The following is a 12367-nucleotide window of genomic DNA, read 5'->3' as shown; positions in this document are numbered from 1 at the left end:
TGGTTTAGTTACAACATACTTTTAGAGGGATGGTCATGACGAATCAACTTCGCCGCAGCGCGCTTTCCGTGACGCTGCTGGCGCTTATCAGCTCCGCCTTTGCCGCCCGCGCGGCGGATATTCCGCAGGTGAAAGTCACCGTAAACGACAAACAGTGCGAGCCGATGACGCTCACGGTGAACGCCGGTAAAACCCAGTTCCTCATTCTGAACCATAGCCAGAAGGCGCTGGAGTGGGAAATCCTTAAAGGGGTGATGGTCGTTGAAGAGCGCGAAAACATTGCGCCAGGCTTTAGCCAGAAGATGACCGCTAACCTGGAGCCGGGCGAATATGACATGACCTGCGGCCTGCTGAGCAACCCGAAAGGCAAGCTTATCGTCAAAGCCGCCGGTGGTGAAAAAGCGGCGGCGAAGAGCGATCTGATGTCGCTGGAAGGCGCTGTGACCGAGTATAAAACCTGGGTGAGCGCCGAAACCGCCGCGCTGGTTTCCGGCACCAAAGCGTTTACCGACGCGGTAAAAGCAGGCGATATCGCCAAAGCGAAATCCCTCTACGCGCCGACTCGCCAGCACTATGAGCGTATCGAGCCTATCGCCGAGCTGTTCTCCGATCTCGACGGCAGCATCGACGCCCGCGAAGACGATTACGAGCAGAAAGCGGCTGACCCGAAATTCACCGGCTTCCACCGTCTGGAAAAAGCGCTGTTTGGCGATAACAGCGTCAAAGGCATGGAGCAGTATGCCGACAAGCTCAACAGCGACGTGCTGGAGCTGCAAAAACGCATCAGTGAACTCGCCTTCCCGCCGGGCAAAGTCGTGGGCGGCGCGGCAGGCCTTATCGAAGAAGTGGCGGCCAGCAAAATCAGCGGTGAAGAAGATCGCTACAGCCACACCGATCTGTGGGATTTCCAGGCCAATATCGATGGCGCGCAGAAAATTGTGAATCTGCTGCGTCCGCAACTGCAAAAAGAGAACGCGCCGCTGCTCGCGAAAGTGGACGCGAACTTCAAAAAAGTGGATGCGATCCTTGCGAAGTACCGCACTAAAGACGGTTTTGAGACCTACGACAAGCTGACCGACGCTGACCGCAACGCGCTGAAAGGGCCGATTACCTCGCTTGCTGAAGATCTCTCGTTACTGCGTGGCGTGCTCGGACTGGACTAAGCGTAATGCAAGAACATGATACTCACGGCGTGCCGCAACCGGCGCGCCGCCGTCTGCTGAAAGGGCTGGGCGCGCTGACCGGCGCGCTCGCGGTCACCGGCGGTTGTCCGGTGGCGCATGGCGCGCAGGTACAGAGCGCGCCCGGCACGCTTCCCCCGGATGCGCGTCAGGAGACGCAGCCGTTTTACGGCGCACATCAGGCGGGCGTGCTGACGCCACAGCAGGCGTCAATGATGCTGGCGGCCTTCGATGTGCTGGCGGGAAATAAAGCCGATCTCGAACGGCTGTTCCGTTTGCTCACCGACCGCATCGCGTTTTTAACCGCAGGCGGCCCGGCTCCGCAGACGCCGAACCCCCGTCTGCCGCCAATGGATTCCGGTATTCTGGGGCCGGTGATTGCGCCGGATAATCTGACAATCACTGTGTCGCTGGGGCGTTCTTTATTTGACGATCGCTACGGCCTTGCGCCGCAGATGCCGAAAAAGCTGCAAAAGATGGAGCGTTTCCCGAACGATTCGCTGGACGCGGCGCTGTGCCACGGCGATCTGCTCCTGCAAATCTGCGCCAATACCCAGGATACGGTGATCCATGCGCTGCGCGATATCATTAAGCATACGCCGGATCTGCTAAGCGTGCGCTGGAAGCGTGAAGGATTTATCTCCGATCACGCGGCGCGCAGCCGTGGCAAAGAGACCCCGGTGAATTTGCTCGGCTTCAAAGACGGCACCGCGAACCCGGATACCCGTAACGCGCCGTTGATGGACAGCGTGGTGTGGGTGACGCCGGATCAGGGCGAGCCCGCGTGGGCGGTGGGCGGCAGCTATCAGGCCGTGCGCATTATTCAGTTCCACGTGGAGTTCTGGGACCGCACGCCGCTCAAAGAGCAGCAGACGATTTTCGGGCGCGACAAACAGACCGGCGCGCCGCTCGGTATGCAGCATGAGCATGACGTGCCGGACTACAGTAAAGATCCTGACGGTAACGTGATTGCGCTCGACAGCCACATCCGGCTCGCGAACCCGCGCACGCCGCAGACGCAGTCCAGCCTGATGGTGCGCCGTGGCTACAGCTACTCGCTCGGCGTGACCAATTCCGGCCAGCTCGACATGGGCCTGCTGTTTGTCTGCTACCAGCACGATCTCGAAAAGGGATTTTTAACGGTGCAGAAGCGGCTTAACGGCGAGGCGCTGGAGGAGTATGTGAAGCCCATCGGCGGCGGTTATTTCTTTGTGCTGCCGGGTGTTGCGGATAAATCCCGCTTCCTTGCAGACGGCCTGCTGAAAGCCTGACGAAGCCCCGCCACCACGGCGGGGTTTTTATTTTCATTTGCTAACAATTTTCGCGCAGCTATGGCGGAGCATTTTTGGCGCGGCTATTCTGTTGATACATTTCTGTAATATTTTTCTGTCATAAAAGATGCATCAGACGTTCAGTCTCAAAAGTTATCTTTTAGTAAATATTATGTTGCAAAGATGATAATTTTTGTTGTACTTAAAGTGTTAGCGGTAGTTCCCTTCTGTGGTAGCAGTAGCACGATGGAGATCGCGAATGGTAGCGTCCAGAACTGGACTTAAACGGAAAACAACCCGCACCACCCGGCGCGGAGGAGCCTCCTCCGGCAGCGTTATCTCCACCCCCTCAGAAACGTTCAAAGCTTCTCACCCTGTTCCAGACGATGCGGTAAGCGGTGCGCGTAGCCGTACTACCGCGTCTTTTCGACCGGCAATCTATGGCTTAAAAGGAAGCCAAACCTCAAATGTTTGTGCGCATAATCGCGTCCATCAGCAGGACGCGGCTCATGTAAACCAACTTAACAAGGTGCCATCCATGGGAAGACAGAAAGCAGTGATCAAAGCTCGTCGTGAAGCAAGACGCGTTCTCAGACGAGATTCACGCAGCCACCGGCAGCGTGAAGAGGAATCGGTCACCACGCTTGTGCAAATGAGTGGCGTTGAAGCAATCGGCATGGCGCGGGACAGCCGCGATAACGCGCCGATTGTCGCTCGTACCGACGCTCAGGCGCATTATCTTGAGGCTATTGAGAGCAAACAGCTGATATTCGCCACCGGTGAAGCCGGATGCGGCAAAACGTTTATCAGCGCGGCGAAAGCCGCTGAGGCCCTGATTCACAAGGATGTCGACAGGATAATTGTCACCCGCCCGGTTCTGCAGGCCGATGAAGATCTCGGCTTCCTGCCCGGCGATATCTCTGAGAAGTTCGCCCCGTATTTCCGCCCGGTGTATGACGTGCTGGTGCGCCGTCTTGGTGCTTCCTTCATGCAATATTGCCTGCGCCCGGAAATCGGGAAAGTTGAGATTGCGCCGTTCGCCTATATGCGCGGACGTACCTTTGAAAACGCCGTCGTGATTCTGGACGAGGCCCAGAATGTGACAGCCGCGCAGATGAAGATGTTTTTAACCCGCCTCGGGGAGAACGTGACCGTGATAGTCAATGGCGACATCACCCAGTGCGATTTGCCGGCGGGCGTGCAGTCCGGCCTGAGCGACGCGCTGGCGCGTTTTGAGGAAGATGAGATGATTGGCATCGTGCGGTTCGGTAAAGCCGATTGCGTACGCTCCGCGCTCTGCCAGCGGACGCTTAACGCTTACGATTAAGCCTGCGTTATACATCAATGGAAAAGCCCAACACACGTTGGGCTTTTTTTGTTTTTATCTTTTGCTTTTTCTCTGTGGCTGGAAGGTGGGTGCGCTAACGCTTACCCACCCTACGAAAACGTTTATGGCAGTTTTGTAGGGCAGGTAAGCGAAGCGCACCTGCCGTTTCCTGGCGCAATATAAAAACAAAAAAAGCCTGAGGGTTAGCTCAGGCTCTTTCTTTAAATATGGCGGTGAGGGAGGGATTGATTCGGCCCGCTGGGCCTCACCCTTCGGACAGTCAGCTCGCATGGCTCGCCGACTGTTCCCCTGGCTGCGCCAGTGGTCGAACCCGGGTCGAGGCTTCTCATCCCTCCCGGCGCGGTGCAATATAAAAACAAAAAAGCCCGTACTTGCGTACAGGCTCTTTCTTTGAATATGGCGGTGAGGGAGGGATTGATTCGGCCCGTTGGGCCTCACCCTGCGGGCAGTCAGCTCGCATGGCTCGCCGACTGTTCCCCTGGCTGCGCCAGTGGTCGAACCCGGGTCGAGGCTTCTCATCCCTCCCGGGCCGGCGCGATATAAAAGCAAAAAAGCCTGAGGGTTAGCTCAGGCTCTTTCTTTAAATATGGCGGTGAGGGAGGGATTCGAACCCTCGATACGTTGCCGTATACACACTTTCCAGGCGTGCTCCTTCAGCCACTCGGACACCTCACCATATTGTCTTGCTGCCTCGCGTAGCGGGGCAACGGGGCGCTACTATAGGGATCTGCATGAAAACGGTCAAGCACATTTTTTCCTTTCTTTATCGTTCGGTTAAGGGTTAAACGAAATGACGTTTTCTCCCGCAAAACCCGCCATTGCGGCGTCTGATGCGGTCTGATATCGCGCGACTCGCTTCGCTTATCGCGTTTTCTGTACCAGGCTTAAACCACAACTTTGAGACAGAGAATGTGGAGCACTATGAAAGAGCGAAATCGTACTATCGGCATCGCGCCTTATGGCGGATCGGCGGGCGGCTGGGGCGCACTGAAGGCCGTTGCTGACGCCATCCGCGGCCAGATGTCGGTGAAGCAGGACGTGATTGCCCTGTTCAAAGTCAATCAGCCGCAGGGTTTTGACTGTCCTGGCTGCGCGTGGCCCGACCCGCAGCACGCCTCGTCGTTTGAGTTTTGCGAAAACGGCGCGAAAGCGGTCTCCTGGGAGGCCACCAGCAAACGCACCACACCGGAATTTTTCGCGGCGCATACCGTCAGCGAACTGTGGGAGCGCAATGCGTTTGAGCTGGAAGGCGAGGGGCGACTGACGCACCCGATGAAATATGACCCGGCAAGCGATACCTATAAGCCCATTGAATGGGAAACGGCTTTTCAGGAGATTGGCGAGCGCCTGCGCAGCTATGACGACCCCGACAGCGTGGAGTTTTACACCTCGGGGCGCGCCTCCAATGAGGCGGCATTCCTCTGGCAGCTTTTCGCCCGTGAATATGGCACCAACAACTTCCCGGACTGCTCCAACATGTGCCACGAGCCCACCAGCGTCGGGTTGCCGGAGTCGATTGGCGTCGGCAAAGGAACAGTAGAGCTGGACGATTTCGAACACTGCGATCTGGTGCTGTGTATCGGCCACAACCCTGGCACAAACCACCCGCGTATGCTCGGCACGCTGCGCGAAGTCTCGAAGCGCGGCGCCACCATCGTCGCCATCAACCCGCTGCGCGAGCGTGGGCTTGAGCGATTTACCTCGCCGCAAAGCCCGATTGAGATGCTGTCGTTGAGTTCCACCGCCCTCGCATCGACCTACTATAAAGTGCGAGTCGGCGGCGATGCGGCGATGCTCAAAGGCGTAATGAAAATTTTGCTCTCCATGCATGAAGAGGCGCAGGCGAACGGTGAGCCGGGCGTTATTGACGAGGACTTTATCCGCGAGCATACCGAAGGGTTTGAAGCGCTGAAGGCCGATCTCGACGCGACCGAGTGGGATCACATCCTGAAAGTTTCCGGTATGGAGCGCAAAGAGATCCAGAATGTCGCGCGTCTGTATGCGAAAGCGGAGCGAACCATTATCTGTTACGGCATGGGGATAACCCAGCATCAGTACGGCACCCAGAATGTACAGCAGATCGCCAACCTGCTGCTGCTGCGCGGTAATATCGGCAAAAAAGGCGCAGGCATCTGCCCGCTGCGTGGTCATTCCAACGTGCAGGGCGACCGCACCGTTGGTATTACGGAAATCCCGCCGCAGTCTCTGCTTGACAGTATCGAGCGCGTTTTTGGTTTTAAACCGCCGCAGAAACACGGTCATGGCGCTGTCGCTGCGATTCAGGCGATGCGCGACGGTAAAGCCAAAGCGTTGCTGTGCCTCGGCGGTAATCTGGCGGAGGCGATTTCCGATCCACAGGTCACGTTTCCGGCGATGCGCAATCTCGATTTAGTGGTGCATATGGCGACCAAGCTTAACCGTTCTCATCTGTTGCTCGGCAAGCATAACTATATTCTGCCGGTGCTTGGCCGCACGGAAACCGACGTGCAGGCGTCGGGCGAACAGAGCATTACCGTTGAGGATTCGATGTCGATGGTGCATGCCTCACGCGGCATGCTGCAACCGGCGTCGCCGCACCTGCGCTCAGAGCCCGCTATCGTGGCGGGGCTTGCCAAAGCGACGCTGCCGGAGACGGTCGTCAACTGGGACAAAATGATCGGCGACTATAGCTTTATCCGCGACGCTATAGAGGCGGTGTTCCCGGCGTTCGCTAACTTCAATGAGCGCGTGAAGCAGCCGGGCGGTTTTCGTCTGCGCAATTCGGCCTCGGAGCGAGTCTGGAACACGCCATCCGGCAAGGCGCAGTTTAAGGTGATGCAGGGGATTAATGAGGATCCGCGGTCACTTAAGTGTCACGACCTGGTGCTGACCACGCTTCGCAGTCACGATCAATACAATACGACGCTGTATGGACTGAACGACCGCTACCGCGGCGTGACCGGACGGCGCGACGTGTTATTTATCAACCCGGATGAAGCAGAAAAACGCGAGTTGCGCGTGGGCGATCAGGTGAATGTGACCGCGCTTGATGCCCACGGCAAGCCGACCTCCCGGCGGCTCAATAACCTGACCGTGGTAATTATCGATATGGCGCCTGGTTCGGTGGGGGCTTATTACCCCGAGGCCAACGTGCTGGTGCCGCTGGACAGCCACGACACGCAAAGCGGGATCCCGGCTTATAAAAGTATCCCGATCGCGATGGAGCGTGTCGCCGAGCCGGTGATGACGTCGGGCGCGCGGCGGTAACCAGAGCAGCGGTGGGGGCGCTTGTGCTTACCCACCCTACAGACGGTTTTGTAGGGCAGGTAAGCGAAGCGCACCTGCCGTCTGTCGGCGCGATATAAAAGCAAAAAAGCCTGAGGATTAGCTCAGGCTTTTTCTTTGAATATGGCGGTGAGGGAGGGATTGATTCGGCCCGCTGGGCCTCACCCTTCGGGCAGTCAGCTCGCGTGGCTCGCCGACTGTCCCCCTGTCTGCGCCAGTGGTCGAACCCGGGTCGAGGCTTCTCATCCCTCCCGGGCTGGCGCGATATAAACGCAAAAAAGCCTGAGGGTTAGCTCAGGCTCTTTCTTTAAATATGGCGGTGAGGGAGGGATTGATTCGGCCCGCTGGGCCTCACCCTGCGGGCAGTCAGCTCGCATGGCTCGCCGACTGTCCCCCTGGCTGCGCCAGTGGTCGAACCCGGGTCGAGGCTTCTCATCCCTCCCGGGTCGGCGCGATATAAAAGCAAAAAAGCCTGAGGGTTAGCTCAGGCTCTTTCTTTAAATATGGCGGTGAGGGAGGGATTGATTCGGCCCGCTGGGCCTCACCCTTCGGGCAGTCAGCTCGCGTGGCTCGCCGACTGTCCCCCTGGCTGCGCCAGTGGTCGAACCCGGGTCGAGGCTTCTCATCCCTCCCGGGCCGGCGCGATATAAACGCAAAAAAGCCTGAGGGTTAGCTCAGGCTCTTTCTTTAAATATGGCGGTGAGGGAGGGATTCGAACCCTCGATACGTTGCCGTATACACACTTTCCAGGCGTGCTCCTTCAGCCACTCGGACACCTCACCATATTGTCTTCCCGACGCTGTCGGGACGGGCGCTAATGTAGGGGAAAGGCCCATAGCCGTCAACGGAAATTTAGCGCTTTCTGGCGCGTTTAAACAAACTTCATACAATATGCGCTTAAAACAACCTGCCATCCCCTGAATAGAGTCCGTAACAGGAGTAAAAAAATGACCACTTTTTACCCGCTGTTATTTATGCCATCTTTTATTTGTGCATTGTGATGAATAAATGATAAATGACCTGTGAGGCTGATAACGCTTGCGTGGTTAATTAATACTCAGAATTACAAAGGGATAGGAAAATATATCTATGTCACATAAATATATACTCACGAGTAATAATCTGATTTGAAATATCATTGATTAAACATATATATTCCATGTATGAGTTAATGAAGTTAGCGTCAGAAATAAATTGCTAGTTATCTGGATTTTTTAAATAAAAATCCAGCGGGGAATTGTCAGATTATTGGACAACGGATAATATGCGCTGGCTTTACCCTGTGGCAAAAAATTATTTATTGAATAAATGTTTTGGGATAAACAATCAAGGAGAAGATATGAAAAAACATCTTTGTTGGATGGCGCTCGCAGGAGTTATGACAATGCATGCGGCTTCAGTTTTAGCAGCGGATGGGACAATTAATTTCACAGGCAAAATTACCGATCAGGCATGTGAAATTGATGATGACGATAAAGTGCTGGATGTCGATATGGGTGTCTATTCAGTGAAGCAGTTTAACGCGACCGTGGGCGTAAAAACGCCGCCGATTCCGGTGAATATAAAACTGAAAAACTGTCCGGTTGTTGAAGCGGGCGAAAATCCGCATTTTAGCATCTATCTCACTGGCGATGCCGATCCGGTGAATAAGGATTACCTGAAAGTGGCGGATGGCGGCGCCACGGGCGTGGCGATTGTTATTACGGATGATGAAGGCACGCTCATTCCGATGAACCAGTTCTCGGCGCGTAAATTCGAAATCCCCGATGCGACGATGGATCTTAATCTCATCGCTTATTATGAGTCGACTAATACCACAGTTGGCGCTGGTGCTGCTAACGGGACGACAGATATTACGTTTGATTACCGTTAATTACTGATTCGTTTAACGTGTTATTAAGCCGTTAACGCAGGTTAACGGCTTATTGTTCCTCTTTCTACATGAGTTGACTATGCGTGCGACGGGAAGAATTATTCTCAGATCCAATATTTTTTTACTCCTGATCTTAATGGTGAATAACGCAACGGCAGGCGGGATTGTCGTGGGCGGCACCCGCGTTATTTATGAAGGCAATAAACAAGAAGCGGCACTGAGTGTGAAAAATAACAGCGCTGAAAGCCCTTTTCTTTTGCAATCCTGGGTAGATAACGGGGACGGGAAAACCCGCGGCCCGTTTATGGTGACGCCGCCGCTTTTCCGTATTGAACCGCAGGAAGATCACGATTTACGCATTACGAAAACCGGCAGCCTGCCGGAAGATCGTGAATCGCTGTTTTATCTGAATATTCGCGCGATTCCACCGTCATCGCCCGAGGCCATTAATACCCTCAAACTGGTGGTAAAAACACGCATCAAACTATTTTACCGTCCGCAGATGCTGATAGCTGATGCGCAAGCAGCGTACAAACACCTCACCTTTCATCTGGCTGGTGGTCAACTGGTAGCCGAAAACCCGACGCCACTTTATGTGGTATTCGACAGCCTGAAGGTGGGCGCGACGCGTATTGAAAGTGCCGACATGCTGGCGCCGTTCGCCAGCCAGCACTTTACGCTGCCCGCATCAGAAACAGGGCGGGAGGTGAGCTGGCGCGTGATTAACGACTATGGCGGCGTGACAAAGCCTGAGACTCGCCATCTGTGAGCCATAAAGCAAGGAATGCGCCCGTGAAAAACAGTGCTTTTTTCTTAAATAATGATCGGGAAATCGGCATGCGTTATCTGGCGCTGCCGGTAGCCGCCGCGCTGGTGCTCGCCCTGGGTGGCTTTTCTTGTGCTTTTGCGCAGGAGAAAGTCTGGTTTGACCCGATGTTAATGGAACAGGGCGATCCGGGGCTGCGGGGTGTTGATCTGTCAATTTTCAGCACCAAAGATAAGTTGCCTGCGGGCAACTACCCGCTGCGCATTTGGCTTAACGACAATGAAATATTTACCCGAACGATCCCACTTACAGTAGATGTGAGCGGAGAAACACATCCGGTGATTACTCCTGCGCTGCTGCAGGAACTTAATGTAAAAACAGATGCTTATCCGGCGCTGGCGGCCCTTGGTCCGCTTGCGCCTATTGACGATATCGGCGCGCTGATTCCGGCGGCATCGGTGCGGCTCAACACGCATAAGATGGCGCTGGAAGTGAGTATTCCACAGGCAGCGCTGCGGCGCACCGCCCGTGGTTACGTGGATCCGCAGTACTGGGATGACGGGATCCCGGCGCTATTTAGTAATTACACGTTCAACGGCACAGATACGCAAAGCGATGCAGGTGAGGGGGACTCCTCGCAGTATCTCAATTTACAAAACGGCCTGAACGTCGGTCCGTGGCGGGTGCGCAACTATTCCACCTGGAGTAAAAGTGACGACGAATCGCACTGGGATTCTATCTACACCTTTTTGCAGCGCGATATTAAACCGTGGCGCTCGCAGCTAACGCTTGGCGAAAGCTACTCCCCGTCGATGATTTTTGACAGCGTAAAGTTCAAAGGCGCGCAACTTGCGACAGATGACAATATGTTGCCTGACAGCCTGCGCGGGTTTGCGCCGGTGATCCGCGGCATCGCGAATTCAAACGCGGAAGTCACGGTGCGCCAGAATGGCTATATCATTTTCCAGGATACCGTTGCGCCAGGCGCGTTTGAAATCAGCGATCTCTACCCCACCTCACACAGCGGCGATCTGGAAGTGACCATCAAAGAAGCCGACGGCAAAGAGCGGCGCTTCATTCAGCCGTTTTCTGCCGTACCGATCATGCAACGGCCCGGTCAGGTTAAATACAGCCTGACGGCGGGGAAGTACGATCCAAACAGTTCTCAAGATGCCACGCCCGCGTTTGCGCAGGGTACGCTGATATACGGCGTCAATAATCAGTTAACACTTTACGGTGGCGCAATGGGGGCGGATACCTGGCAGGGTGCGGCGCTGGGCGTCGGCGTCGGTCTGGATGAATGGGGATCGATCTCGTTAGACGTCACGCATGCACGCAGCCAGTTGCAAAATAACACCACGTCGTCAGGCCAGTCATATCGCTTTCAGTATTCTAAAAATATTGAGCTGACGGATACGTCCATCACGCTTGCAGGCTACCGCTATTCCACCAGCGGTTACTTCGATTTTGACGAAGCAAACCATGATGCGTCCTGGTATGACGATCGCTACGGCGGTTATTATCAGCAGCGCAGCCAGTTGCAGATCAGTATCAATCAGACGCTTGATGGCTACGGTTCGTTTTACCTCAACGGCTATCAGCGTGACTTCTGGAACCGTACGGATAAAGAGAGGAATCTCTCGGCGGGCTTCGCGTTTTCAACCGCGGGCGTCACCTGGACGCTCTCTTCTACATGGAATAAAACAGACGATCAGACCGACCGGCAAATTGCGCTCGGCATCAGCGTGCCGCTAAGCCGCTGGCTGGCTAACAGCTGGGCTACGTTTAACGTCACCCAGAATCAGGATGGCGACACCCGTTATCAAAGTGGTCTTAGCGGCACGTTGCTGGATGACGGCAGGCTCAGCTATTCGCTCCAGCAGAGCTACAACCAGGCGGGACAGAGTGGTGATGACACCGCTGACAGCAGCGCCGATCTCAACTATAAATCACGCTTCGCCAACCTGAGCCTCGGCTATTACCACGCTGATGATTCGCAGCAGTGGAGTTATGGCGCGTCCGGCGCGCTGGTCATGCATCCACATGGCGTTACGCTCTCTCAACCGCTTGGCGACGCCTTCGCGCTGGTCGATGCCAACGGTGCCAGTGATATCCGCTTTAAAAACCAGGCCGGTGTTTCGACTGACTGGCTGGGTTACGCCGTCATTCCCTGGCTTTCCCCTTATGAAAGAAACGAGCTCGCGCTGGATACCACAACGATGCCCGCTGGCGTCGATGCGGAAAATACGCACCTGACGCTAATCCCCAATAAAGGCGCGCTGGTTTATGCGCACGTTGACGCTCGGGAAGGGCTAAGGTTGCTGTTAACGCTGCGTCAGGCGAACGGTGAGCCGGTACCGTTTGGTGCGCTGGTGACGCTTGGTGGTATCGAGGGCTATGAAAGCATCGTGGATGAAGGTGGCGTGGTGTACCTCTCAGGCGTTAAAGAAAACGGCATGGTTCAGGTGAAGTGGGGAAACCAAACCGATCAGCGCTGCCAGGCCTCTGTCGCTATACCTGAAGCCGCGCCAGATAAAGGCGATCTCCTTCCTCTGACGGCCGTGTGCCAATAATAAGAGAACATCATTATGTTGAGATTATTAAGCGGGCTGCTGATTTTATGCGCTTTTCTCCCATCGTATGCTTTTGCAGCGACAGGATTTT

At 55.2% G+C, this 12367-nt stretch carries 7 protein-coding genes, 2 tRNA genes and 5 other RNA genes; 7 read left to right on the top strand and 7 right to left on the bottom strand.

All coding sequences use genetic code 11. The features are described from left to right. Positions 1-35: 35 nt before the first annotated feature. The 3 genes from efeO (at position 36) to phoH (ending at position 3779) form a co-directional block, all read left to right on the top strand. On the top strand, positions 36-1163 hold the full coding sequence (gene efeO / locus AFK66_RS11940) for an iron uptake system protein EfeO (protein WP_007782766.1): 1128 nt from the start codon (positions 36-38) through the stop codon (positions 1161-1163). A gap of 5 nt (positions 1164-1168) precedes the next feature. Further along, positions 1169-2452 carry an iron uptake transporter deferrochelatase/peroxidase subunit gene (gene efeB, locus AFK66_RS11935; RefSeq protein WP_007782768.1) on the top strand — a complete coding sequence of 428 codons (1284 nt, stop codon included), beginning with the start codon at positions 1169-1171 and terminating at the stop codon, positions 2450-2452. Positions 2453-2990: 538 nt separating this feature from the next. Next, complete coding sequence (gene phoH, locus AFK66_RS11930; RefSeq protein ID WP_004387572.1) at positions 2991-3779, top strand: phosphate starvation-inducible protein PhoH; 789 nt, start codon at positions 2991-2993, stop codon at positions 3777-3779. A gap of 228 nt (positions 3780-4007) precedes the next feature. On the opposite strand, the gene AFK66_RS11925 is transcribed toward phoH, so the two are convergent. The 3 genes from AFK66_RS11925 to AFK66_RS11915 all read right to left on the bottom strand — a co-directional run bounded on the left by AFK66_RS11925 (position 4008) and on the right by AFK66_RS11915 (position 4475). Then, positions 4008-4150: non-coding RNA, RtT sRNA (locus tag AFK66_RS11925), on the bottom strand. Positions 4151-4197: 47 nt separating this feature from the next. After that, a non-coding RNA gene (locus AFK66_RS11920) (RtT sRNA) lies at positions 4198-4340 on the bottom strand. A 47-nt stretch (positions 4341-4387) separates the two neighbouring features. Beyond that, a tRNA-Ser gene (locus tag AFK66_RS11915) sits at positions 4388-4475 on the bottom strand. Between the two features lie 246 nt (positions 4476-4721). Between AFK66_RS11915 and AFK66_RS11910 the strand changes: the two genes are divergently transcribed. Next, complete coding sequence (locus AFK66_RS11910) at positions 4722-7046, top strand: FdhF/YdeP family oxidoreductase (protein ID WP_007782774.1); 2325 nt, start codon at positions 4722-4724, stop codon at positions 7044-7046. Between the two features lie 142 nt (positions 7047-7188). On the opposite strand, the gene AFK66_RS11905 is transcribed toward AFK66_RS11910, so the two are convergent. From AFK66_RS11905 to AFK66_RS11890, 4 genes are all read right to left on the bottom strand, one after another. Further along, a non-coding RNA gene (locus tag AFK66_RS11905) (RtT sRNA) lies at positions 7189-7331 on the bottom strand. Between the two features lie 47 nt (positions 7332-7378). Continuing rightward, positions 7379-7521: non-coding RNA, RtT sRNA (locus AFK66_RS11900), on the bottom strand. Between the two features lie 47 nt (positions 7522-7568). Then, positions 7569-7711, bottom strand: a non-coding RNA gene (locus tag AFK66_RS11895) — RtT sRNA. Positions 7712-7758: 47 nt separating this feature from the next. Further along, a tRNA-Ser gene (locus tag AFK66_RS11890) sits at positions 7759-7846 on the bottom strand. A gap of 557 nt (positions 7847-8403) precedes the next feature. Here AFK66_RS11890 and AFK66_RS11885 point away from each other — a divergent pair. The 3 genes from AFK66_RS11885 to AFK66_RS11875 all read left to right on the top strand — a co-directional run bounded on the left by AFK66_RS11885 (position 8404) and on the right by AFK66_RS11875 (position 12276). After that, the gene (locus AFK66_RS11885; protein ID WP_032968093.1) at positions 8404-8937 is read left to right on the top strand and encodes a fimbrial protein; all 534 of its coding nucleotides are present in this window, start codon (positions 8404-8406) and stop codon (positions 8935-8937) included. Between the two features lie 79 nt (positions 8938-9016). Beyond that, entirely contained in the window at positions 9017-9706 is a 690-nt protein-coding gene (locus AFK66_RS11880) for a fimbrial biogenesis chaperone (RefSeq protein ID WP_007782779.1), read from the top strand. A gap of 68 nt (positions 9707-9774) precedes the next feature. Then, a complete protein-coding gene (locus AFK66_RS11875; protein ID WP_050500550.1) occupies positions 9775-12276 on the top strand; it encodes a fimbria/pilus outer membrane usher protein in 2502 nt (833 codons plus the stop codon). The last annotated feature ends 91 nt before the right edge of the window (positions 12277-12367 follow it).

Origin of the sequence: Cronobacter malonaticus LMG 23826 (assembly GCF_001277215.2) — a bacterium.
Classification (GTDB): domain Bacteria; phylum Pseudomonadota; class Gammaproteobacteria; order Enterobacterales; family Enterobacteriaceae; genus Cronobacter; species Cronobacter malonaticus.
The sequence above is the reverse complement of the archived record's forward strand: the minus strand, read 5'-3'. Positions and strand labels throughout refer to the sequence as shown.

What these genes read in the sequence shown, in the direction of transcription:
- efeO (WP_007782766.1), top strand. Translation starts at nt 36, where the DNA reads ATGACGAATCAACTTCGCCGCAGCGCGCTTTCCGTGACGCTGCTGGCG.
- AFK66_RS11885 (WP_032968093.1), top strand. Translation starts at nt 8,404, where the DNA reads ATGAAAAAACATCTTTGTTGGATGGCGCTCGCAGGAGTTATGACAATG.
- phoH (WP_004387572.1), top strand. Translation starts at nt 2,991, where the DNA reads ATGGGAAGACAGAAAGCAGTGATCAAAGCTCGTCGTGAAGCAAGACGC.
- AFK66_RS11875 (WP_050500550.1), top strand. Translation starts at nt 9,775, where the DNA reads ATGCGTTATCTGGCGCTGCCGGTAGCCGCCGCGCTGGTGCTCGCCCTG.
- AFK66_RS11880 (WP_007782779.1), top strand. Translation starts at nt 9,017, where the DNA reads ATGCGTGCGACGGGAAGAATTATTCTCAGATCCAATATTTTTTTACTC.
- efeB (WP_007782768.1), top strand. Translation starts at nt 1,169, where the DNA reads ATGCAAGAACATGATACTCACGGCGTGCCGCAACCGGCGCGCCGCCGT.
- AFK66_RS11910 (WP_007782774.1), top strand. Translation starts at nt 4,722, where the DNA reads ATGAAAGAGCGAAATCGTACTATCGGCATCGCGCCTTATGGCGGATCG.